Source organism: Mordavella massiliensis (assembly GCF_016902415.1).
Classification (GTDB): domain Bacteria; phylum Bacillota; class Clostridia; order Lachnospirales; family Lachnospiraceae; genus Merdimonas; species Merdimonas faecigallinarum.
Map to the genome: position 1 here is coordinate 78,263 of NZ_JACJLV010000003.1, position 23,009 is coordinate 101,271.

Below are 23,009 nucleotides of genomic sequence, written 5' to 3' on the forward strand. Positions count from 1 at the left end.
TGGTTTATTTTAACCTTTAATACCAGACTGTGCAACACCTTCGATAAACTGTTTCTGGAAGATGAAGAACAGTACGATCAGCGGCAGCACCGCCATAACGGCGCCGGCCATCTGCATCGGGTACTGGGTCGTGTACTGTCCACGCAGTGTGGAAAGTGCAGGACCAAGTGTCATCTTGTCCGTAGAGGTGTTGACGATCAGTGGCCACATAAAGTCATTCCATGCGAACTTCGCAGTGAAGATCACCAGGGCCACGATACCCGGTTTTACCAGCGGCAGCATGATCTGTCCAAAGATCTGATAACGGCTGCATCCGTCCAGAACCGCTGCCTCTTCCAGTTCTTTTGGAAGTGACATAAAGAACTGGCGCAGCAGGAAGGTTCCGAATGCACTGAACAGGTTTGGAAGGAACAGCGCCGGGATGGTATCAAGGAGTCCCAGCTTCTGCACAATGGTATACTGGGGGATCAGGAAAATCTGTCCAGGAACCATCAGTACAGAAAGAACTAATACGAAAATGATGTTTTTAAATGGAAAGTCAATTCTTGCAAATGCATATGCTGCCATAGAACAGAACAGCACCTGTCCTACCGTTGTAATAACGGTGGAAATGATCGTGTTCATATATACAGTCGCAAAGGGCAGAGCTCCTAAGATCTCTGTATAAGCCTGCGTTACGAACTGCTCCGGCAGGATTGTCGGCGGAATGTGAAGCGCTTCCCCGTTGGTCTTAAAGGAAGTAAGCACCATCCATACAAAGGGGAACACCACAATGACAATCCCCGCAAGAAGGAGCAGATGCACGATCAAATGATACATATTCGATTTTCCTCTCATGCTTTCTCTCCTCCTTTAATCGTAATTTACCCATTTCTTCTGACCGATCAGCTGGATCACCGTCACGATCATGATGACAATGAAGATGAACAGAGAAATCGCTGCCGCGTATCCCTTATATCCATAGTCGAACGCCTGACGGTAGAACAGCATAACTACGGTCTGGGTATCGTCGTATGCCGGATTTGTCTTACCGATCATCATGTAAATGGTATCAAATACCTGGAATCCGCTGATGATAGATGTGATCAACACGAAGAAGATCGTAGGCGTCAGCATCGGGATCGTAATCTTGAAGAACTGCTGGATCGGGCCTGCGCCGTCCAGTGCAGCCGCTTCATAATAAGTTACTGAAATTCCCTGCATACCGGCAAGAAGAATGATCATGTTGTAACCAACTGTCATCCAGAGTCCTACCAGCATGATACAGTAAAGAGCTGTGCTGGGAGAAGTCAGCCACGCATGGCCGCTTCCGCCTGCTGCTTTGATGGCGGTATTTAAGATACCCATCTGCTCATTGTAGATCCATTTCCATACCATGGCTACAGCTGCAGACATGGTTACGGACGGCAGGAAATACAGGGTACGGTAAATGGATTTTCCCCGGATCTTTGCGTTCATCAGCGCTGCGATAAAGATGGATAAAAACAGTCCTGCCGGTACGGTGATGACTACGTATTTCAGGGAGTTTCCAAATGCCTTCCACACTTCTTTATCAGAAAACAGCTTGATATAGTTTTCCAGGCCTACGAAGGTGGACATATTAAATTTGTTTACATCGTTAAAACTGAACCAGATATTCTGGAAAAACGGCCAAATGTAAAAAACCAAGAGGCCGAGTGTAACCGGGGCGATAAAGATATATGCCGCAACCCAGTCACGTTTCTGCCAGGAGGACGCCTTTTTCTTGGGCGCCCTCGCTGCTACTGCACTTTTCTGAGCCATTCTCTCACCTACTTTATTCTATCAAAGACCTTCTCTCTTACTCTGCGAGCAGTGCGTCAGCCTCTTCCTTCAGACCTGCGCAGGCATCTGCCAGAGACATTTCTCCTGTGTAGGCTTTTGTAAGCCATGTGGACTCAAGGTCGTAGATCTCTGCAGTCTTAGTGCCGCCCATCGGAAGCGGATAAGCAACATCTGCGTGGTTGGTGTATGCTGCCAGGTTGTACTCCGGTTTTGCTTCTGCAAACAGGTGCTGAGACTCTGTTCTTGCGGAAATAACTACACCAGACTCACCCTGGATATCCTGAGCATCTTTGCTTCCAAGCCAGATTGCGAAATCAATAGCTGCGTCTTTGTTCTTGGAGCCTTCGTATACAGCATATCCAAGACCATTGATACAGTTGTCTTCAATATCATTGTAGGTCGGGATCTCTACGCAGTCGATCTTCTCTGCTACTGCGTCGTTATTTGCATATTCCGGAACCATGTAGGATCCTGCGAATGTCATTGCTACCTGCTCGCCCTGGAACATAGCGTCAGATCCTGTCTCAGCAACGGTTGCTGCGCTCGGAGCGTATCCTTCATCGATCAGATCGATCCAGCACTGGATACCTTCCTGAGTCTTCGGATCATCATATCCGGTCTCTGTTCCATCCTCGCTGATGATCCAGCCGCCATTTGCATATACGGTCTGATAGTACCATGTCTGGAAGTCTACCGGGCAAACGAACGGATATACGCCTTCCGGAAGTTTGTCTTTGAGTTCTGCGCACAGAGCTACAAAATCATCATATGTCATGTCGTCAGTCGGATAAGCAACGCCTGCTGCATCAAACATTTCCTTGTTGTACCACAGAGCGTTGGTATCGAAATCCTTCGGAACTGCATAGTTTACATCGTCACGCACATAGTTCTGTACCAGTGTCTCAGAGTAAGCGTCATTGATGTCAGACTCTGCGATCGCATCGGTCATGTCTGCCAGGATGCCGCCATCTACATAAGAATCCAGGTGAAGCACGTTGATCCAGAATACGTCAGGAGCTGTGCCGCCGCCTGCTGCTGCTTCAAGCTTGGTCCAGTACTCGCCGCCGCTGTAAGGTGTAAGCTCAATGTTTACCTTTACGTCCGGATTTTCTTCCTCGTAAGCTGCTACCAGATCTTCCATTGCCGGTCTCTGGTTCTCATCCCAGATACCAAATGCAATCTCTGTCTTTCCTGAGGAGCTTCCTCCGTCACTGCTTCCGCCGCCGCATCCGGCAAGCAGGCCTACACACATGGTTGCTACGAAACCAAGTGAAGCCAGTTTTGTTAATCTTTTCTTCATAATACCTTCTCCCTTCTTTTTATTTTTTTACTTTGGTATTACATATAAAAATGGAAAACCATTTTTTTCAGTTACAAGTCCGGCCCTTTTCTCTGGCCGGCCGCCAGGCTTATGCCTGACGATACGTGTCAAGATGGATCACCTTACCACCATTTACTCTGGACTCTTCTGCTGCCAGCGCACAGTAGTGGCTCTCCACAGAGTGCTCCAGAGAAGTAATGGAACTGCTCTCCTTAATATTGCCAAGCAGGATGTCCGCAAATTCCTCTACCATTACGATGTCGCCGCCGCCATGTCCGGAGAAATCATCGGACAGGGACATCACATCGATGGTCTCCTCCTTCCGGTCCGGAGTAAAGAATGTTGTATGGATCACGCTGTCCTTAGGATCCATTCCCATATTTACCACCATCTCGCCTTTGGTTCCGTAGAATCTGGCGTATCTTCCCATATCGGCGCTCAGACCACTCATAGTAAAGCTCATGGTAGAGCCATCCGTCATATTTAAATTGACCACCTGGTGATCCACTACGTTGTTATCACAGTGGTAAACACATTTTCCAAACCGACCGGTATCAATGGCTTTCTGTACATTTTCCTCTGTAACTTCCTGAGTCAGTACATCCAGCGGCCATGCCCGGTGTCCGGTGCGGTATCCTACCAGCTTGCTGTCCATATAGATCGCTTCCGCATCAAACGGACAGACGCCCTGGTACTTGCAGCCATCGGTACATCTTTCCTTGCAGCCCTCCGGTGCATTTTCTTCCTTAAATAAGTAAGTGCTTCCATAGGAAGACAGGGATTCACATTCCTTTCCTGCCAGCCACAGATAGAGGTCCATGTCGTGACAGCATTTCTGCAGGATCATGGGGCTTGTGGTATCGGAATTGTTCCAGTTGCCGCGCACAAAACTGTGAGCCATATGGAACCAGCCCACATTTTCCACTGCCATGATAGAAACCACGTCGCCGATGGTTCCGGCATCCAGAAGTTCTTTCACCTTCCGGTAGATCGGTGTGTAGCGAAGCACATGACAGACCACAACCTTGCGGTCACATTCCTTTGCCACCTTCACGATCTGCCTGCACTCGTCAAGATCCGGGGATACCGGCTTCTCCAGCAGCAGATGATAGCCTTTGCGAAGCGCCGGGATGGCGTGTCCCACATGCTGCCGGTCCTGGGTGGCGATCACCATCGCGTCCGCCAGCTTCTCCTGCTCCAGCATCTTTTCTACACTATCAAAACACCGCTCCTCCGGGATATGGTACAGCTCCTTTGCAATAGCTACCTTCTCAGGATCAATATCCGCTACGGCTGTGATCTCCATCTTCTCCGGGTGGGCGGCGATGGCTTTTGCGTATACATCCTTACCGCGGCTTCCAAGACCCGCGATCGCAAATGTAATCTTCTTTTCCACTTTGTTCTCACCTCCTTACAAACACACATTGTCAAAAATGCCTGTTTTTATCTCTTTCCGATATCTATAATTATAAAGATTTTCCAATTCAAAAGCTTTTCTTATCATCCTGTTTACTTGTCATATCGTCCAGTTTTTGTTCCATTTGTATAAGAGCAAAAAAGATCAATGATGTTTTTTATGCAAAATGCAATTGGGGACGTAGACCTTTTGCAAAGGTCTACGTCCCCAATTGCATTTTGCCCTGTACCTAATTGAAAAACAGGGTGTACCCGACCGGGGGTACACCCTGTTATCCTATTCGCTGATCTCGTATGTCTGCTTCTCAAAGTCTACGGTTACGGTGGTTCCGTTGGAGAAGGTGGTGCGCTGGTGTTTCCAGTTGCCATCCAGGATCTCGTGTTTTACCATCTCGCATTTGCCGACTTTTTCGTGCAGTGTGCTGACTACCTTGCTGCGTCGGATGTCTTCTTCCAGCTTCAGGCTGATGCCGTCGTCAAAGGCTCCGTCTGTGTTCGGGTATGCCGCGTCGCGGATGAGATAAGGCGCGCCGCCGTTCAGAAGGGCGTACAGCATGTAGTCTTCTTCTTCACTGACTTTTTCCATCATCCATGGCTGGATCACGCAGTCGTGGTAAACCAGGTTGTAAAGCGGCACCGGTATGGCTTCTTTTGCGGAGCCTGGTTTTTTCATCATGAAGTCATAAGGCGCATAGTGGCAGAATACCAGGCTTGGCACTGCCCAGTCGCTGACTTCTTCGGAGCTTGTGAGGATTCCTTTGGATAACAGATACTCAAAGCATTTGCAGCGGTAATCGTAGCAGTCTTTTCTGGTCATGCGGTGCATAGGGTTGTCGCATTCGTCGCCTTCGTTGCAGGTGAATACGTCCAGGTACGCGCAGTCCAGTTTGATGCCGTTTTCTTCAATCTTCTGGAAGTTGCGTTTTACATAGTAGGGCGCCTGTGTTCCGCACAGGAATGTCTGCGGGCCCCCTGCCCATCTCTGGTGTCCGGGGATCGTTCCGTCCGCCAGCATGCAGGCAAAGTTTTCATCATAAGTGGCAGCCGCCAGATAGTAATCCCTGTACTGATCGTGAATGCCGAAAAGGTATCCGCATTCATGCATGGCGTCTGCCAGGGATTTCATGCCTTCCCATCCGCCGGCCGCCTCGCAGGCCGGTGTGTAATCCGGATGCTGGTTGTCATATCCCGGTTCTGCCCATCCGTCCAGATGCATGTAGAGTTTCTCTACTCCTTCTGCATGCAGTTCGCGGATCTCTTTTTCTCTCTGGGCAAATGTGGTCAAATGGTTGTTTTTATCCGGATTCTCCGCGTCGAAAAAGTCGGAGTTTGGCTGAACCACGGTCTTGATGCCCTTGTGTACAAAGGCGCAGCCGATCAGGTCATTGACGGAAGCATTGCGGGTCGCCTTTTCTTCCAGAGTCCGCAGGTTTCCCTGTTCGTTGACATAGGCTCTGTAAATCTTGCACAGATCGTTGTAATCACAGTCCGAAACAAAAGTGTATCTTAAGACTCTGCGGTAGTCCATCTTTCCAAGACTTGGCTCATACCACACGCCCACATGGGTGTACGGGCCTCCTGCCGGATGCTCTGCATGGTATCCTGCGTTCCAGGGAGTCAGGCTGATGGCGATGTAGCCGGCCCGGTCCTTCACCTGTCCGAACCAGGGCATGTATCCGCCCGCCGTTCCAAAGAATCCGTCAAACACTACCGGGGACAGCTCTGTCTCCCAGGTATTGGGCACCAGCATTCCCTGCTGATGGGTCAGGAGGGTATACCAGCTGTCTTTCTTTTCCTCAAAGTTCATATCGCCCGGCCAGAACAGTTTCTTAATATGAAGTCCTTCTTCTTTCACCGGAATCCATTCAAAATATACATTTCCGGTGGAAGCCTCTGCCCATACGAAGGTTTGGAAGCTGTAGTCATATACAACGCCGTCCTTCTCAAACCCTTCGTAGCTGCTCAGGATTCCGGCTCCAAGACCGGTCTGATATTCTTTATGAGAAATATTTCTGGCCTGATTAAAAAGAATCTCTCCTTCTTCACAAACCATATGCGGGACATAATTTGATTGCCATGTCCACAAAATACTTTCTTTTTCGATGGTGAACCATAAAGTTTCCTCATCAAACAGAATGGTTACATCATTTTGCGCTACTTTCATATTCTCTTTTCCCCATTTCCTAATTATTCCTTTTATGTTAAAATATATCAAATATCAGGAGGTGACATCATGACTTATATCCGAACCCATTTAAAACGTGAGATCGTTATCGATTCCATCATCACCATCCACTATTTTGAATATATGAAAGACTTTGTCTTCCACGGCGAATCCCATGATTTCTGGGAAATGCTTTACGTGGATAAAGGCAGCGTACAGGTCCGCTCCGGAGAGGATACGGTCCATCTGGATGCCGGCGATATCATTTTCCACCAGCCCCGGGAGTTTCACGCCATCCGCTCGGTGGGTTCTTCTTCGCCGAACCTGGTGGCCATCTCCTTTACCACCCAGTCGCCTGCCATGGATTTCTTCCGCAAGAAGAGCTGTACCCTGACGATTGAAGAGCGGACGCTCATCTCTCACATTATCAACACAGCCCGGGAAACATTATCCACACCCATGCACATTCCTTCGGTGGAACAGATCCAGCTAAGGTCCGACGCTCCCTTTGGATCCGAGCAGCTGATCCTCCTCTATCTGGAGCTTTTTCTGATCACCCTGCAGCGGAACCACAACAACCGGGAGAACCTGACGGACTCCAAGTCTGTCGCTCCGCTGTCAGACACCAAGGACGCCGGCAAATCCGGAAGGATCAACGAAGTGATCGAATACATGCAGTTCCACATCTGCGAACCGCTGACCATTTCCAAGATCTGCGACGCGCTCTCGATCAGCCGGTCCGCCCTGCAGTCTCTCTTCCATTCCGAGAAGAACTGCGGCGTCATGGAATATTTCAATGACCTGAAGATCCAGAGGGCCCGGGATATCATCCGGGACGGCTCCATGAACTTTACGGAGATTGCGTATTTTCTTTCTTACAGCTCTCTCCAGTATTTTTCCAAACAGTTCAAGAACGCCACCGGGATGTCTCCCTCAGAGTATGCTTCCTCTGTAAAGGGCATTTCTAATTCTTTGAAACGTCCGGAGGACTATGGTATCACTCCCCCCCCGGTAGAAATTAAAATGTTTCTTTTAAAAATGCTTTATAGCCTTTCACGGCTTCGTAAATGTCTGCTTTGCTTGTGGTCTCCCATGGAGCGTGCATAGACAGCACGGCAATTCCGCTGTCGATCACTTCCATGCCGTAGACCGCGCAGAGGTAGGCGATGGTTCCGCCGCCGCCCACATCGATCCGGCCAAGTTCCGCGGTCTGGAACCGTACCTGGTTTTCTCTCATCACCCGGCGAAGCTGTGCCACATATTCCGGATTCGCATCGTTAGATCCACTCTTTCCGCCGTGGCCGGTGTATTTGTTAAATACCGGTCCGCATGCCAGCATCGCAGAATTTCTCTTTTCATACACTTCCGCAAACATCGGATCAAATGCGGCGCTTACGTCCGAAGAGAGCATCTTGGAGGAAGAAAGCGCTCTTCTTACCGTCAGTTCATTGTAATCCCCGAGAAGTGCAACGATCTCTGCCACCATATTTTCAAAGAACCGGGAAGTCATTCCGCTGGCTCCCACACTGCCGATCTCTTCTTTGTCGATCAGGATACAGCAGCTTGTGCGCTCCGGCTCTTCCACCTCCAGCATGGCCATCAGGGAAGTAAACGCACAGACTCTGTCGTCCTGCCCGTAAGCCAGGATCATACTTCTGTCAAGGCCGCACTCTCTTGCCTTTCCTGCCGGCACGATCTCCAGCTCGGCAGAGATAAAATCCTCTTCTTCAATGCCGTATTTTTCTTTCAGAAGATCCTGGATGTATCCTTTTACCGCATCCTTCTCTTCTCCCTTTTTCGCCCGGTTTCCAATGAGAAGGTCCATGTTTTCCGCATCCACAAATTCATCCGCCGTTTTTTTACGGATCGGCTTGTCCAGATGGGGCAGAAGATCTGTGATCACCAGAACCGGATCTTCCGGATCCTCTCCGATGACAATCTCTACTTTCTCGCCGTTCTCTTTTACAACCACGCCGTGGATCGCCAGAGGCTGCGCTAACCACTGATATTTTTTTACCCCGCCGTAATAATGGGTGTCAAAATAAGCCAGCCCCTCTGTCTCATAGAGAGTCTGCTGCTTCAGATCGATCCTGGGAGAATCGATGTGCGCGCCCAGAATGTTCATTCCTTCTTCGATCGGCTTCTTTCCGATCTGGAACAGTACGATGGCCCGCTCCGCATAGACGGCGTATACCTTGTCGCCCGCCTTCAGGCCTTCCTTTCCTTCTTTTTTCGCGGCAATCGCTTCCCGGATGTCCCGGTATCCGGCCGCTCTGGCCATGCGGATCGTCTTTGCGACACATTCACGCTCCGTCTTGCCCTCATCCAGACATTCCCGATAACATTGATTTACCTCCTCCAGACGTGTAAGCTCGGCTTCATCATAAATCTGCCATAAATTCTTTTTGTCCACTTTTGCCATTCCTCCTGTCATACCATATTTAAGTTTTGTATATATTGCATTATAACGTAGACAGGAAAAAGAAACATTGTCATATTAACCCAAAATGTTGTCATTTTAGCAGGATACAAAATCACCGGATCTTTTCCAGCCCGTGGATCCAGTCCGACTTCAGGAAATAGATCAGAAATACCGCGGAGCTTAACGCCCAGGTCAGCGGATAGGCCCAGAAGATCACCTTGATATCCGGAATGAACTGGACCATGATGCTGATATAGCTTACCCGGATGATGCACCAGCAGATCATCATGACGAACATGGGCACTGTGGATTTTCCCGCGCCCCTTAAGATTCCCGCCATGCAGTGGGAGAAGGCCAGCAGGAAGTAGAACCAGGTGGATATCCCGGCCCAGGCAACGCCGTACTGGATCGCCTCTTCTCCTCCTCCAAACGACCGCATCAGAACCGGCGAGAAGAAGTTGATCAAAAGCCCCACCACTTCTGCCATGGTAAGAGAGCAGACCGCGCCGAACACCGCGCCCTTTTTCGCCCGTTCGTATTCCCGGGCCCCCAGGTTCTGGCTGATAAATGTAGTGAGCGCCAGCGCAAAGCAGGTCACCGGCAGAAAGCCGAATCCTTCAATCTTGGAGTAGGACCCGCAGCCGGCCACAGCCGTTGCCCCAAAGGTATTGATATTGGCCTGTACAAAAACATTTGCTACGGAGATAATGGAGTTCTGCACGCCCGCAGGCACGCCGTTTACCACGATCTGGCGCAGCATCCGGCCGTCGGGACGGATCTCTTTTAAGACCAGACGGAAGACTCCGTTCCCCCGCATCAGCTGATACATACAAAGGATCGCGCTTAAGAACTGGGAGATCACAGTAGCAAAAGCCGCAGACCATACGCCAAATCCCAGAACGCCTACAAAGAAGAGGTCCAGCACGATATTGGTAATCGAAGAAATGATCAGGAAGATCAAAGGATGCTTGCTGTCTCCCATGGCCTGCAGGATCCCCACGAAAAAGTTATACATAACAAAGGCCAGCGATCCTGTGAAATACACCTGAAAATACGAAAGGGATTCCGGCAGCACCTCAGTCGGCGTTCCCATCAGCACCAGGATCTTCGGCGCCGCCACGATCCCTGCTATGGTGAGCACAATCCCGCAGACAAATCCAAAGATCACAGTGGTGTGGATGGATTTCTTCAGATTGTTCATATCTCCGGCGCCAAAATATTTGCCTGTCACAACTCCGGCGCCGATGGCGATGCCATTAAAAAAGCCCACCAGGAGAAAGATCAGATTCCCTGATGAACTTACCGCGGCAAGCGCGTTATTTCCAAGAAAATTTCCGACGATCACCGAGTCGGCTGTATTGTAAAACTGCTGAAACAGATTCCCCCAGAACAGAGGGATCGCAAATGCCACCAGGCGCTTCCAGATCGGCCCGCTGGTCATTAAGGTGGCTGAAGATGTCCCGGCCACAGAGTTTGCCTTAGCCATGATAGATTCCCCCAAAAATGATAAATTTCTAATTCTATTCTGCTCCTATCTGCGGCGGAAGTCAATCCTTCTTTCCCGGACTTTTCTTTCGCTAAATTTTTTCATATCAAGATGGGGACGGGGGATTTTCGAAAATCCCCCGTCCCCATCTGATCCCTTTTACTAAAAGTTCTCCACCGCGGCTCTTTCAATGGCAAGCCCGCTGGTGTAACGCTCCATGAATTTCTCATATCCGGCTACATCACAAGGTTCCGGATCAAGACCGGTTCCTCTGGAATCCTGGAATACTTTGTGCTCCAGATAGGAAGTCAGATCTTCGCCTTCTTCCCTGCGTACCAGGTAATCGGCCAGAAGGGCGATCCCCCAGGCTCCGCCTTCACCGGCTGTCTCCATCACATACACCGGCGTGTCGATGGCTCCTGCCATGATCCGCTGGCCCACGCCTTCGGTCTTAAAGAGGCCGCCGTGCCCCATCATCCGGTCCAGACGGACATGCTCTTTCTTCAGAAGGATGTCCATGCCTGTCTTCAGCGCGCCAAGAGAGGTAAACAGATGCACCCGCATGAAATTGGCAAGGTTGAACCGGCTCTCCGGCGAGCGGACGAATAACGGGCGTCCCTCGTCGAATCCCGTGATGTGCTCTCCGGAAAAATAATTATACGCCAGCAGTCCGCCGCAGTCCGGGTCTCCTTCCAGGGCTTTGTTATAAAGCCTGCCGTACAGGGTATTCATATCCACATCCATGCCCATGCACTCTGCAAATTCTTTGAAAAGCCCTACCCAGGCATTCAGGTCTGTGGTGCAGTTATTGCAGTGGACCATAGCCGCCGGGTCTCCGGACGGGGTGGTCACAAGGTCGATCTCCTCATAGGGCCTGGACAGGTCTTTTTCCATGACCACCATGGCAAATACGCTGGTCCCGGCGGATACATTTCCGGTCCTTACCGCTACACTGTTTGTAGCCGTCATACCGGTTCCGGCGTCTCCTTCCGGCGGACACATGGGAGTGCCGGCCTCAAGAGTTCCCGAAGGATCCAGGAATCTTGCCCCTTCCTCTGTCAGATGGCCTGCATCCTCTCCTGCCAGAAGCACCTTCGGCAGAAGATCCCGGATCTTCCAGGGATATCCCTTCCCTGCCGTCAATGCATCGAACTGATCCAGCATCTTTTCATGATAATCCCTGGTCTTCGTATCCATGGGGAACATGCCGGCCGCGTCCCCGCTTCCCAGCACCTTCTGTCCGGTCAGTTTCCAGTGGATGTAGCCAGCCAGAGTGGTAAAAAACCGCACGTCCTTTACATGCTCTTCCCCGTTCAGGATTGCCTGATAGAGATGAGCGATGCTCCATCTCTGGGGAATGTGGAACTGGAACAGTTCCGACAGCTGTTTCGACGCTTCTCCGGTGATGGTATTTCTCCAGGTGCGGAACGGCACCAGAAGCTCATCCTTTTCATCAAATGCCAGGTATCCGTGCATCATGGCGCTGACACCCATGCCTGCCAGGCGGGTCAGTGTCACATCGTATTTTTCTTTTACGTCCCTGACCAGATCCCTGTAGCAGCCCTGCACACCCTTTTGCACCTCGTCGATATCGTAGGTCCAGATGTGGTCTACATACTGATTTTCCCAGTCGTAGCTTCCCGAAGCAATGGGTGTTTTATCCGTATCGATCAGCACAGCCTTGATCCGGGTGGAGCCAAGCTCCATTCCCAGGACCGCCTGCCCGGACCGGATGGTTTCTATGATCTTATCTTTGCTTTGCATCCTTTCTTCCTCCTGTCCTTCTGTCTTTCCAGCCGTCTGCCTTCATTTCTTATCTGTAAGCGGCTTCGTTCCAGCGCAGCTCATTCTTCAGGCCGCGGATGGTGGTATCCTGATCAATATATACAGCCTCAATACCCATAGCTGCCGCCCAGTCGCCCATCTGCTCTGCAGTCAGATCATAGGAAAATGCAGTGTGATGCGCGCCTCCGCAGAGGATCCAGGCTTCCGCTCCGGTAAGGAGATCCGGCTTCGGCGTCCAGAATGCTGTCGCTACCGGAAGATTCGGCATCGGTTTTTCAGTCTTTTTGCAGTCCACTTCATTGATGATAAGACGGAATCTGTGCCCCAGATCGATCAGAGATGTGGCGACTGCCGGTCCGGTCTTGGAGGTAAACACCAGTCTTGCCGGATCCTCCCGGTCGCCCATGCTTAAGGGTTTTACCTTAATACTCACCGGCCCGTCGGCAATGGTGGGGCACACCTCCAGCATATGCGCCTGCAGGATGCCTTCTTTGCCGGGCGCCAGATTGTAGGTATAGTCCTCCATAAAGGAAGTTCCCTTCGCATCCTTCATGCCCTCTGTCATGATCTTCATGATGCGGACCATAGCCGCTGTCTTCCAGTCGCCTTCCGCTCCGAATCCATATCCTTTCTGCATCAGCCGCTGCATTGCCAGGCCCGGCAGCTGCTTTAAGCTTCCCAGATCCCCGAAATGGGTAACAATGGCCTGATAATTTTTCTCCTCCAGGAACCGCTCGAATCCGATCTCGATCCGGGCCTGCTCTGCCACATGGCGGCGGAATTCTGCCGGATCTCTTCCTTCCAGGAGAATATCATAGGTATCGTAATATTCATCTGTCAGCGCATTGACATCGCTTTCGGAGACTGCAGCCACTGCTTCCGCCACTTCGTTGACCGGATAAGCGTCCACTTCCCAGCCAAATTTAATCTGGGCTTCCACCTTGTCACCGTCTGTCACCGCTACATTTCTCATATTATCGGCCACACGCATGACACGGACATGGCTGCTCTCGATCACGCCCACCGCTGTGCGCATCCAGGAAGCCACCCGTTCCTGTACAGCCGCGTCTTCCCAGTATCCTACAACCACCTTCCGCTCGATCCCCATGCGGGTAAAGATGTGTCCGTACTCTCTTCCTCCATGAGCGGACTGGTTCTCATTCATAAAATCCATGTCAATCGTGTCATAGGGGATCTCCCGGTTAAACTGGGTGTGCAGGTGCAGCAGCGGTTTGCGGTACTCCTGCAGTCCCAGGATCCAGGACTTGGCCGGGGAGAAGGTGTGCATCCAGGTGATCACGCCGGCGCACTCTTCGTCAATATTGGCCTCGTTAAAAGTTTTCCGGATCAGTTCATTGGTGATCAGGGTCGGTTTCCACACCACCTCATAAGGAAGTCTTCCCGACTCATTTAACTTTTCTACGATGATCCGGGAATGCTCGGCTACATGCGCCAGGCATTCCTCTCCATACAGGTCCTGTGATCCGGTGCAAAACCAGAATTTGTAATTTTTTCTTTTCAGCATGTTTCTCGTTCCTTTCTTATAATTATTTCATTTTATTGATCTCCCTGCCCGTAATAGGCATTTGCTCCGTGCTTTCTGTAGTAATGCTTATCCTGAAGCTCCTGCGGCGCCGGCTCTACCTGTGGATTGAGCATCTCGCACCGGGCCGCCATCTTTGCCACTTCTTCTGCGACTACCGCGTTATGGACCGCCTCATGGGCGTCTTTTCCCCAGGTAAATACCCCGTGGTTTTTACACAGCACCGCAGGAACCGCAGCCGGGTCCTTGCCTCTTGCCTCAAATTCATCCGCGATCAGAACGCCTGTATTTCTTTCATAGGCTTCCTCGATCTCCTCTCTGGTAAGATTCCGCACACAGGGGATCTCTCCGTAGATATAATCCGCATGGGTCGTGCCGTAGCAGGGGATGTCTCTCCCCGCCTGAGCCCAGCTGGTAGCCCAGGAAGAATGGGTGTGGACCACGCCCCCGATCTGTGGAAACCGGTTGTAAAGCACCACATGAGTCGGTGTATCCGAAGAGGGATTGTATCTTCCCTCCACCTTATTTCCTTCCAGATCCATCACCACCATATCTTCCGGCGTAAGCTTGTCATACTCCACGCCGCTTGGCTTGATCACAAACAGTCCCTTCTCCCGGTCGATCCCGCTGACATTCCCCCAGGTAAATGTCACAAGATCATATTTGGGCAGAAGCAGATTGGCTTCATAGACTTCTTTCTTTAATTGTTCCAGCATGTTCTTCCTTCCTTTCTTCCCCGGTCTTCATACGCACCGAATTTCGGATCACCAGCCTGGGATCAAATTCCTGCGTATCCATTTTTACCCCGTGTTTGACGCAGGCAGCGATCTTTTCTGCCGCGGCTCTTCCCAGTTTTTCCACCGCATTTTCTGTCACAGATATCTGCAGGGTACATCCCTCCCTGGACAGTCCTGCTTCCATTCCCCGCAGAAGCGCCGGGAAAATATAGGAATCCACACAGGTCAATAGTACGGCAATGCGGATCTCTTTTCCGGTCCGCCGGTGGACATTGGCCGTGATATAGCTGCCACTGCCCCGCCGTCCTTCTACGATCCCTTCTTTGCGAAGCAGCGAAAGCGCTGTCCGGACCGTCTGCCTGCTGACCTGAAACTGCGCCATCAATTCATTTTCCGGTGGAAGCTTATCTCCCAGAGACAGCGCTCCGGCTTCCACTTCGTCCCGGATCCATTCTGCAATTTTATCATATTTTTTCATGACGTCTCCTCATCCCCCCTTTCCCGGTTTTTCCTATACCACAACTATATAGCATACCAACTTACAATACAATTCGCTTTTCATCTAAAAATATTTTCTGGTTTTTAGCAAAAAATGAAAAGTTGTATTCTTTTTTAGCCGGTATTACAAGACAACTTGTTTCGTGACATTATCACGGAACTTCTGTTTCTTTTGTAGTATTCTGACACCAACAGATATATAATAAAAGAAATTCAGACTTTCGTCATTGATAAACAGTAAAGGAGGTATGCATATGTTAAAAGGAAAAGTAGCCGTGATCACCGGCGGAACCAGAGGAATCGGATTTGCAACCGTTAAGAAATTTCTGGAGAACGAAGCGACTGTGGTGCTGTTCGGCTCCAGACAGGAGACCGTAGACAAGGCTCTCGCCGCATTGAAGGAGGAAAATCCGGACTGGCCCGTATCCGGCGCCTGGCCGGATCTTGGAAGCGAAGAAGCCGTAGCTGCAGAGCTGGAAAAGATCAGGGAAACCCATGGAAAGATCGACATCCTGATCAACAATGCAGGCATGTCCGACAGCAAGCCTGTCACCGAATACACCTCGGAACATTTCGAGAAGATCATGAAGCTCAATGTGGGAGCCGCCATGAACTGCATCATCCCCGTTGTCAAGATCATGAAGGAACAGGGCGGGGGCTGCATCTTAAACACCAGTTCCATGGTAAGCATCAGCGGACAGCCTTCGGGCGTGGCTTACCCAGTCAGCAAGTCGGCAGTCAACGGTATGACCTGGTCCCTGGCAAGAGAACTTGGCCCAAGCAACATCCGGGTCAATGCGGTAGCCCCGGGCATCACCAACACCGACATGGTGGCCGCCCTTCCAAAGGAAATGATCCAGCCGCTGATCAACGCCATCCCCCTGCGGAGAGTCGGAGAGCCGGAGGACATCGCCAATGCCTTCCTGTTCCTGGCAAGCGACCTTGCAAGCTACGTAACCGGAGAGATCCTTTCCGTAGACGGGGCAATGCGGACGTAACAGTTCTATTTTTCTTATATCAGTTTTAGAATGAAACAAAATAAGATCCCCATTCTCTCTATAAAAAATAGAAAGAATGGGGATCATTGGTTTGATATCTTTCGTTATCCTGCAAGCCGTGCATCGATCTGATCCAGCAATTTCTCTGCGTCTTCCGGAAGCCTGCCTGTCATTTTTATTAAGTTCGTTGTATGAGTCGTATCGATCTCCACCGGTTTCTTCATATGGAGTTCTGTGATCAGAGTTTTTAACTCCTGGAGTTTCTCCCGTGTCGTTGCCTCTGTAAATCTTCCCTCTTTCACCATCTCTGCCAGTTCTGTCAATGCAAATACCGTCAGATTCATCGTAATGATCTTTGCAGGCACAAACTGGTTCAGAAGTTTGGCGGTAAGTCTGGCATTTTCTTCCCCTTTTCCTTCTCCTGCGATTCCATACATCACGATCGCACAAAACGGAAGCTTTGCTTCATTTAGTTTCTGTCCCTGCCTGACCGCGGCTGCGGCTGTATGTCCCTTCTTCATCAGCTTCAATGTCTCATCACTGCCCGTCTCAAAGCCGACGTAAAGCAGTCTGAGCCCTGCGTCATGAAGCTCTGTTAATTCGTGAACACTGTATTTTTGCAGACTGCGGACAGATGCATACGATGCCACACAGCCACAATACGGGAAATATTTTCTTACCAGATTAAGGATCCTGATCATTTTCTCAAATCCCACGGAAAGCGGATCCGCCCCCGTCAAAAACACCCGCTCCGTATATCTTTCTCCGTTCATCAGCTCATGCTCCATCTCCAGCAACGGAACTTCCCCGTAAGTATCCGCTTTATACATAGAACAAAAGGCACATCGATTATACGGGCATCCCGTTGTAACCGGTATTAAAGTTGTATGGATTTCACTCTGCGGATAATATACGCTCTGCATTTCACTCATCTATCATTTCTCCTGTGCATCCTTCCATATTCCATCCGTCTTCCCTTTGTTTTTAAGAAAAGATTTTCTCAAGTTCCGGAACCAGACTTTCCAAACCTTTCTGATCCTCTCCTGTAAACCGGCATGTCACCGGACTGTCGATATCCAGTACCGCCCGGATCTTCCCCGACGGATCATGCAGCGGCAGGACAATCTCTGAACGCGAAGCGCTGTCGCAGGCGATGTGCCCGGGGAACTGGTGGACATCCTCCACCCGGATCACCGCGTCCTTTAAAACTGCGGTTCCGCACACGCCCTTTCCCACCGGGATCTCGGTGCAGGCGGGTTTTCCCTGAAAAGGCCCAAGCACCAGTGTCTCTCCCTCCAGAAGATAGAACCCCACCCAGTTAATCTCTTTCAATCCCTGATTTAACAGGGCCGAGGCGTTCGCCAGGTTCGCAGTCACATGGGGACAGCTTTCCACCTGGCCGCTTAAACGGACTTTCATATATTTGTAAAGCGCTTCCTTTTGTTCCGGAAATTTACTGACCGTATGTTCCATGGTTTTTCCCTCCTGCTGTCTGATATATTTTATCATACCATAAATAAGGGCCTGGAGACCATGAATCTTTTCCAGCATACAAAACAATCGGCGAACCGGTCTTTACTCCCCGTACCGGATCCGGTCGGTCAGGCTCATCCTGCGGAAGTTCCGGGACACGGCGCAGGTAAGGATCATCTGCAGCGCCGCCACCGCCACGGCCAGGACCGCCGCCTGGATCCCCGGATAATGATACACGGTGATGTTCATCATATTTTCTGCTTTGGCATACAGGAAGATGCCGTATCCGGCCAGGCTTCCGATCCCCAGCGCCACCAAAAGAGTACCCGCCGTATAGAAAAGCCCTTCCAGCTGCAGCATCCGCACCAGCTGCTTTTCCGACATGCCGATGGCCTGGATGATGCCCAGTTCCCGTCTCCGGGTGTAGATACTGTTGACCATGGTGTTGATCAGGTTCATCACGCCCACCGCGCCCAGGATCAGCAGGAATGCGTAACCCAGCACGGTCATGACGGTGACCGCCGTCTCCCAGGTCTCCACATGCTTTTCAAAGCTGTCGGTGGTCAGATAGACGCTCGTCTTTGCCAGGTTCTCCAGGTTCGTATAGGCTTCCTGCCGTCCGGTCTGACCGATCCCTTCTTCCAGCCGGATCACGCAGATGTCGCTTAAGTCTGCCCCTGTGATCTTCGCCAACACAGAGTCCGGCAGCAGAAAGTTGCTCCCGGATACGGCCGAAGGATACTCTCCGACGGCGGCGATCTCAAAGGTGCGCTCCACTGTCCCCTCCGGGGTCTCCAGTTCCATCCGCACCGCGTCGCCCAGCTTCAGCTCCGGGAACCAGCGCAGCATATCCTCAGAGACCAGGATCTTCTCTCCCTCTTCCAGTTCTTCCCAGGTAACCGCCCCTTCGATCTGGCAGTTCTCCACGATCTCCCGGTAAGATTCATCCAGGCCCTGGATGCTGGCGGAGGCGATCTCCCGCTCCGGGTCCAGATCCGCCAGCGTTCCAGTAAGATAGGTCTTCACTTTGACTTCCTCCACCCCGTCTACGGCCCGGATCTGCGCCAGCAGGTCCCCGTTCAGCGGGTTGTTCTGCATCAGATTCACCCAGGCCCGGTCCGGGTTCATCTTGTCCCCCTCCCAGCTGTCCACGGCGATCTCATAATCCCCCTCAAACTCCTGCTTTGCGATCTCCTCCGGATCGGCGCAGCTAAGGACGGTGGCCACTGCCATGAAGAGGATTCCCACTGCGCCCAGTGTCACGATGGTCAGGATGGATCTTTTTTTATTCCGGGACAGGTTGGAGCGGGTCAGTTTTACAAGACTCATCTCTGCAAATCCCTTCCGCTCTTTTTTCTTCTCCCGAATCTCTCCCTGATACCGCATGGCTTCCACCGGAGAGATCTTCGCCGCCATCCGCATGGGCTTTACCAGGGACAGGTACACCGTAACCAGCACGGTCAGAATGGTCAGGATGTAAACCCACCCATACAAGACCGGCACCTGTCTCTGCTCCAGCAGCTCCATGCAGATCCGGTTCATTTCCATGGCCGCCGCGTTGGTCTGCACGCCTTCTCCGCTGATCCGGTAGATCCAGCGGATCACCGGGCCTGCCAGAATGCTCCCCAGAAGAAGCCCCAGTGGCAGGGAAAGCGCCGTCACAAGCAGGCCTTCCCGGAAGACGATCTGCCGGATCTGCCGCCTGGTGGCTCCCATGGCCTTTAATTTTCCATACTCCTGAACCTTCGGGATCATAGAGACATAGTGGATGCTGTAGATGGTCAGCACGCCCGCCGCCATCACCACCAGGATGATGCAGACAACGGCGAAAAGAGCCGCCGGGTCCGTATAGTTAGCCATCAGATAATCGGTGTTGATGACCACGTTGTCCTCCGATACGCCAAAATCCGCGCCAATCTCCCGGGCCCGCTCTTCGATGGCATCCGTGGTGGCCACATTTTCCCCCACATCCTGAAGGCGGAACATCACCCGGTACTCCCGCTCTTTTGCCGGAACCGACTGTTCCAGATAGTCCCTGGACACCAGCACTGAGTAGGCTTTGTTTTCCTCGTCAATCTCTCCTTTTAGAAATCCGCTGATCCGAAAGGTATCTTCTTTCTGATACCCCAGTCCGCCGTCTTCGTAAAGCTGAAACGGAAGCGTCACCGTATCCCCGATCCCGGCAGTGATCCCGTACTCGGCAAGCAGTCCTTCCGGAAGCGCGATCTCATTTCCTGCTTTCGGAAATGCGCCCTCTGCCAGTTCTACTTTGTTCAGTTCCAGAGCCTGTGCATCCATCCAGAGAAACAGAATGGTGGAATCATCGTCCACCCCTTCCCCCAGATCCGAGCGAAGCCCCACTTCCTCCATATCGTTGTGGCTTTTCAGTTTCCCCGCATCCTCTTCCGACACCTGCCGGAACATGGCGTGATAAGGCGGATAGTAGGCGTTCACAGCTGCGAACCGCACTTTGACAGAGGCATATCCGACCGTCAGCACCATAAAGATCAAAAGAGTGGTCAGGATGATGGCTGCCCCGCTGATCATGTTCCGGGTCCGGTTCTGCCGCGCATTGGCAAGGGCTGTCTTTGTCACTGTCTTCATGACCGCACCACCTTCCCGTCCTCGATGACGATCATCCGGTCCGCCATCTGGGCAATGGTCTCGTCGTGGGTGATCATAACCAGCGTCTGACCGTATTCGGTCACGCAGTGTTTCAGAAGGCTCACCACCTCGATCTCCGTCCGGGAGTCCAGGTTGCCCGTGGGTTCATCGGCCAGGATGATGGCCGGGCGTGAGGCCAGGGCCCTGGCGATGGCCACCCGCTGCTGCTGTCCCCCGGACAGGGTGCCCGGCAGGGCGTGGAGCCGGTCTGACATGCCGATCTTTCGCACGATGTCCATCACATACTCCCGGTCCACTTTCCGGCCGTCCAGCCCGATGGGCAGCACGATATTTTCCCATACATTTAAGGACGGCACCAGATTGTAACTCTGGAAGATAAATCCGATCTTCCGCCTGCGGAACACTGCCAGCCGGTCGTCCTTTAACCGGAAAATGTCCCGTCCTTCCACCAGCACCTTGCCGGAGTCGGGCCGGTCCAGTCCCCCCAGCATGTGCAAAAGCGTGCTCTTTCCCGAGCCGGAACGCCCCACCACTGCCGCAAATTCTCCAGGCTCCACGCGGATATCGGTGTGGTCGATCGCTTTTACCAGATTGTCACCGGAGCCGTAATATTTTACCAGATCTTTTGTCTCTAAAATCGCCTTCATTGTAAGCCTCCTCTTTGTGCCTGCTTCTTTGTTTCTGTACAGAGCATACCGCCCGAAGCTTACAGAAAGGTAACAAAAAAGATAACAGTTTTGTAAGAAATCTTATTCTTTCGGCAGGGTGATCACAAACTTGCTCCCGCCGGTTCTTCCGTTCTTCACGCACACCGTTCCGCCCTGCTCTTCCAGGATCCGCCTGGTAAGGTAAAGGCCCACGCCGGAGCCCTCCGCCTTCCGTACCGCTTCTGCCTTGCCCCGGTAAAATCTCTGGAAGATCCTGGGCTGTTCCTCCGCCGGGATCCCCGGGCCTTCGTCTTCCACTTCTATCATGACATAGCTGACCAGCTCCGACACCCGGATGGAGATGCAGGTGCCGGCCGGCGCGTATTTCACACCGTTGTCCAGCACATTTCCGATCGCCTCCGCCGTCCAGCCCGGATCATGGACAACCGCAACGTCAGTAAATTCTTCCGTTTCAATAGAAATTTTTTTATCTACTGCTTTTGCATATGCGCCGGCCACTGCCCTTGCCAGGGTCGCTTTCACACCCGCCTTCTCCGGCTTCAGCCGGATCATGCCGGTCTCCAGCTTGCTCATCTGGGTAAAAGCCTGGAGAAGATGTTCCAGCCGTTCCACATCTTCCCGCTCTTTTCTTCGGAACTCCTCCGTTTCTTCCGCTGAAAGTTCTGTGGAATCCTCGATCTCATAACTCATTTTCAGAGAGGCCACCGGCGTCTTGAGCTGATGGGAAATATCGGTGATCAGGGACTTGGTTTCCTGCTCCTCCCGCCGGAGTTCCGCCTCCATCTTCTGGTTGCGGACCGTCTCTTCTTTCAGCTTTTCCTCCAGATAGTCCGCCCGCTCCCGGGCTTCTCTCTTAAGCCTCATGCTATGCCAGGCAAGACCTGCGCAGGCCGCAAGTCCGGCTGCCAGGATGAGCGCCATACCGCCCGCCATGCCGGGCAGCGCGCCGGTCCCAGAACTGTCTTTCAGTCCATACCCGTATTTCTCCAGCAATTCCGTGCCTGCTTTTACAGCGTCCTCACTGTCTTCTACTATTTTCCCCGTCAGGATCCCGGCAAACACAGCCTCCTCCTCAGGCGCCTGCCTGGTGAGAGCCGCCATCTGCCTGGCCGTGTTCTCATACTCTTGCCTGGCCGCTCTTTCCGTCAGAAAGAGCCCCGCCAGAAGGGTAAGAAAAAACAGCCCTGCTGCCAGAGCTATTCTTTTACGCTTTCCTGTATCCACAGATATCCCATCCCCCTTACATTCTGAATCCATTCGCCGCCGATCTTTCGCTTCAGGCGACTTACATTTACCGGAACCGTATTATCGTCCACAAACTGGCCATCCACATCCCACACATGGGCGAGGATCTGCTCTTTGGAAAGGATCTGCCCCGCGTTCTCCATAAAATACAGAAGAAGCTGCAGTTCCTTTTTGCTTAAGGAAAGCTCTTCCCCGCCGCGGTATGCCCGCATATCCTGGTAGGATACCCGGATCTCCCCGGAGCGGATCTCTGTCTTTTGCTCCTCCCCTGCCTGGCGCGCCCGCCGCATCAGGGCGTGCACTTTAGACACCAGCACCAGCAGGCTGAAAGGTTTGGTGATATAGTCGTCCGCCCCCAGATCGTAGGCGTTTACCATGTCCACCTCCGAGTCCAGAGCCGTCAGAAAGATCAGATACACCTGGCTTTTCTTCCGGATCTCCCTGCAAAAATCCAGGCCGCTCTTGTCCGGCAGGTTCACATCACTGATAATCAGATCCGGCCCTGCCGCGTCAAAAAGTTCTTCCGCCTCTTTCGCGGAAAAGGCGGAAAACACCTGATATCCTTCTTTTTCTAATTTTAGTGAAATCCCCCTGTTCAGGTTTCTGTCGTCCTCCAGGAGTAAGATTTTCTGCATGGCGCGGGTCTCCTTATTTGCTGCGTTTCCCTCATTTTACAACGGGGGTTTACGCAGCGTCAAATGATAAACGCTATATCTGTAAAAACTTTTCTGTTATACTGTTCATATTGAAATTTTTTTCAATTTTTTTGTAACGAAATCCATCTTACTCCGTCTAACCGGTGTACAAAAAAGGAGGTGAGCAGCC

General features: G+C 51.7%; 19 protein-coding genes. 2 read left to right on the forward strand and 17 right to left on the reverse strand.

The genetic code is table 11. The features are described 5' to 3' along the window. Positions 1–9: 9 nt before the first annotated feature. The 5 genes from H6A13_RS01650 to H6A13_RS01670 form a co-directional block, all read right to left on the reverse strand. Positions 10–837 carry a carbohydrate ABC transporter permease gene (locus H6A13_RS01650; RefSeq protein ID WP_204907875.1) on the reverse strand — a complete coding sequence of 276 codons (828 nt, stop codon included), beginning with the start codon at positions 835–837 and terminating at the stop codon, positions 10–12. A gap of 15 nt (positions 838–852) precedes the next feature. Further along, positions 853–1,782 carry a carbohydrate ABC transporter permease gene (locus H6A13_RS01655; RefSeq protein ID WP_204907876.1) on the reverse strand — a complete coding sequence of 310 codons (930 nt, stop codon included), beginning with the start codon at positions 1,780–1,782 and terminating at the stop codon, positions 853–855. Positions 1,783–1,819: 37 nt separating this feature from the next. Next, positions 1,820–3,103: an ABC transporter substrate-binding protein gene (locus H6A13_RS01660; protein ID WP_204907877.1), complete on the reverse strand. Its 1,284-nt coding sequence runs from the start codon at positions 3,101–3,103 to the stop codon at positions 1,820–1,822. A 109-nt stretch (positions 3,104–3,212) separates the two neighbouring features. After that, positions 3,213–4,520 (reverse strand): Gfo/Idh/MocA family oxidoreductase, encoded by a 1,308-nt coding sequence (locus tag H6A13_RS01665; RefSeq protein ID WP_204907878.1) that lies wholly within the window; start codon positions 4,518–4,520, stop codon positions 3,213–3,215. Positions 4,521–4,817: 297 nt separating this feature from the next. Beyond that, on the reverse strand, positions 4,818–6,704 hold the full coding sequence (locus tag H6A13_RS01670) for a DUF5696 domain-containing protein (RefSeq protein ID WP_204907879.1): 1,887 nt from the start codon (positions 6,702–6,704) through the stop codon (positions 4,818–4,820). A 69-nt stretch (positions 6,705–6,773) separates the two neighbouring features. Between H6A13_RS01670 and H6A13_RS01675 the strand changes: the two genes are divergently transcribed. Beyond that, positions 6,774–7,811, forward strand: a complete 1,038-nt coding sequence (locus tag H6A13_RS01675; protein WP_204907880.1) for an AraC family transcriptional regulator — start codon at positions 6,774–6,776, stop codon at positions 7,809–7,811. On the opposite strand, the gene H6A13_RS01680 is transcribed toward H6A13_RS01675, so the two are convergent. The 6 genes from H6A13_RS01680 to H6A13_RS01705 form a co-directional block, all read right to left on the reverse strand. Beyond that, the gene (locus H6A13_RS01680; protein ID WP_207751822.1) at positions 7,723–9,126 is read right to left on the reverse strand and encodes an aminopeptidase; all 1,404 of its coding nucleotides are present in this window, start codon (positions 9,124–9,126) and stop codon (positions 7,723–7,725) included. The genes H6A13_RS01675 and H6A13_RS01680 overlap by 89 nt on opposite strands. A gap of 112 nt (positions 9,127–9,238) precedes the next feature. Next, positions 9,239–10,612: an MATE family efflux transporter gene (locus H6A13_RS01685; RefSeq protein WP_204907881.1), complete on the reverse strand. Its 1,374-nt coding sequence runs from the start codon at positions 10,610–10,612 to the stop codon at positions 9,239–9,241. Between the two features lie 162 nt (positions 10,613–10,774). Then, complete coding sequence (locus tag H6A13_RS01690; RefSeq protein WP_204907882.1) at positions 10,775–12,376, reverse strand: xylulokinase; 1,602 nt, start codon at positions 12,374–12,376, stop codon at positions 10,775–10,777. A 49-nt stretch (positions 12,377–12,425) separates the two neighbouring features. After that, complete coding sequence (gene araA / locus H6A13_RS01695) at positions 12,426–13,922, reverse strand: L-arabinose isomerase (protein WP_204907883.1); 1,497 nt, start codon at positions 13,920–13,922, stop codon at positions 12,426–12,428. A gap of 32 nt (positions 13,923–13,954) precedes the next feature. Further along, the gene (locus H6A13_RS01700) at positions 13,955–14,656 is read right to left on the reverse strand and encodes an L-ribulose-5-phosphate 4-epimerase (protein ID WP_275952142.1); all 702 of its coding nucleotides are present in this window, start codon (positions 14,654–14,656) and stop codon (positions 13,955–13,957) included. Then, positions 14,625–15,155 (reverse strand): winged helix-turn-helix domain-containing protein, encoded by a 531-nt coding sequence (locus H6A13_RS01705; RefSeq protein WP_204907884.1) that lies wholly within the window; start codon positions 15,153–15,155, stop codon positions 14,625–14,627. The genes H6A13_RS01700 and H6A13_RS01705 overlap by 32 nt, the downstream gene beginning before the upstream one ends. Positions 15,156–15,429: 274 nt before the next feature. On the opposite strand from H6A13_RS01705, the gene H6A13_RS01710 reads away from it, so the two are divergent. Next, positions 15,430–16,173 carry an SDR family NAD(P)-dependent oxidoreductase gene (locus H6A13_RS01710; RefSeq protein WP_204907885.1) on the forward strand — a complete coding sequence of 248 codons (744 nt, stop codon included), beginning with the start codon at positions 15,430–15,432 and terminating at the stop codon, positions 16,171–16,173. A gap of 104 nt (positions 16,174–16,277) precedes the next feature. On the opposite strand, the gene H6A13_RS01715 is transcribed toward H6A13_RS01710, so the two are convergent. The 6 genes from H6A13_RS01715 to H6A13_RS01740 all read right to left on the reverse strand — a co-directional run bounded on the left by H6A13_RS01715 (position 16,278) and on the right by H6A13_RS01740 (position 22,819). After that, entirely contained in the window at positions 16,278–17,105 is an 828-nt protein-coding gene (locus H6A13_RS01715) for a radical SAM protein (protein WP_204907886.1), read from the reverse strand. A gap of 52 nt (positions 17,106–17,157) precedes the next feature. After that, positions 17,158–17,646 (reverse strand): GAF domain-containing protein, encoded by a 489-nt coding sequence (locus tag H6A13_RS01720; RefSeq protein WP_204907887.1) that lies wholly within the window; start codon positions 17,644–17,646, stop codon positions 17,158–17,160. Between the two features lie 102 nt (positions 17,647–17,748). Then, positions 17,749–20,250 (reverse strand): ABC transporter permease, encoded by a 2,502-nt coding sequence (locus H6A13_RS01725; RefSeq protein ID WP_204907888.1) that lies wholly within the window; start codon positions 20,248–20,250, stop codon positions 17,749–17,751. After that, positions 20,247–20,918, reverse strand: a complete 672-nt coding sequence (locus tag H6A13_RS01730; protein ID WP_204907889.1) for an ABC transporter ATP-binding protein — start codon at positions 20,916–20,918, stop codon at positions 20,247–20,249. The genes H6A13_RS01725 and H6A13_RS01730 overlap by 4 nt, the downstream gene beginning before the upstream one ends. A gap of 102 nt (positions 20,919–21,020) precedes the next feature. After that, positions 21,021–22,163, reverse strand: a complete 1,143-nt coding sequence (locus H6A13_RS13470) for an ATP-binding protein (RefSeq protein WP_204907890.1) — start codon at positions 22,161–22,163, stop codon at positions 21,021–21,023. After that, positions 22,136–22,819, reverse strand: coding sequence for a response regulator transcription factor (locus tag H6A13_RS01740; RefSeq protein ID WP_204907891.1), 684 nt, complete (start codon positions 22,817–22,819; stop codon positions 22,136–22,138). The genes H6A13_RS13470 and H6A13_RS01740 overlap by 28 nt, the downstream gene beginning before the upstream one ends. Between the last annotated feature and the right edge of the window lie 190 nt (positions 22,820–23,009).

Coding starts and splice junctions, on each gene's coding strand:
- H6A13_RS01650 (WP_204907875.1), bottom strand. CDS start 837: ATGAGAGGAAAATCGAATATGTATCATTTGATCGTGCATCTGCTCCTT.
- H6A13_RS01655 (WP_204907876.1), bottom strand. CDS start 1,782: ATGGCTCAGAAAAGTGCAGTAGCAGCGAGGGCGCCCAAGAAAAAGGCG.
- H6A13_RS01660 (WP_204907877.1), bottom strand. CDS start 3,103: ATGAAGAAAAGATTAACAAAACTGGCTTCACTTGGTTTCGTAGCAACC.
- H6A13_RS01670 (WP_204907879.1), bottom strand. CDS start 6,704: ATGAAAGTAGCGCAAAATGATGTAACCATTCTGTTTGATGAGGAAACT.
- H6A13_RS01675 (WP_204907880.1), top strand. CDS start 6,774: ATGACTTATATCCGAACCCATTTAAAACGTGAGATCGTTATCGATTCC.
- H6A13_RS01680 (WP_207751822.1), bottom strand. CDS start 9,126: ATGGCAAAAGTGGACAAAAAGAATTTATGGCAGATTTATGATGAAGCC.
- H6A13_RS01685 (WP_204907881.1), bottom strand. CDS start 10,612: ATGGCTAAGGCAAACTCTGTGGCCGGGACATCTTCAGCCACCTTAATG.
- H6A13_RS01690 (WP_204907882.1), bottom strand. CDS start 12,376: ATGCAAAGCAAAGATAAGATCATAGAAACCATCCGGTCCGGGCAGGCG.
- araA (WP_204907883.1), bottom strand. CDS start 13,922: ATGCTGAAAAGAAAAAATTACAAATTCTGGTTTTGCACCGGATCACAG.
- H6A13_RS01700 (WP_275952142.1), bottom strand. CDS start 14,656: ATGCTGGAACAATTAAAGAAAGAAGTCTATGAAGCCAATCTGCTTCTG.
- H6A13_RS01705 (WP_204907884.1), bottom strand. CDS start 15,155: ATGAAAAAATATGATAAAATTGCAGAATGGATCCGGGACGAAGTGGAA.
- H6A13_RS01710 (WP_204907885.1), top strand. CDS start 15,430: ATGTTAAAAGGAAAAGTAGCCGTGATCACCGGCGGAACCAGAGGAATC.
- H6A13_RS01715 (WP_204907886.1), bottom strand. CDS start 17,105: ATGAGTGAAATGCAGAGCGTATATTATCCGCAGAGTGAAATCCATACA.
- H6A13_RS01720 (WP_204907887.1), bottom strand. CDS start 17,646: ATGGAACATACGGTCAGTAAATTTCCGGAACAAAAGGAAGCGCTTTAC.
- H6A13_RS01725 (WP_204907888.1), bottom strand. CDS start 20,250: ATGAAGACAGTGACAAAGACAGCCCTTGCCAATGCGCGGCAGAACCGG.
- H6A13_RS01730 (WP_204907889.1), bottom strand. CDS start 20,918: ATGAAGGCGATTTTAGAGACAAAAGATCTGGTAAAATATTACGGCTCC.
- H6A13_RS01740 (WP_204907891.1), bottom strand. CDS start 22,819: ATGCAGAAAATCTTACTCCTGGAGGACGACAGAAACCTGAACAGGGGG.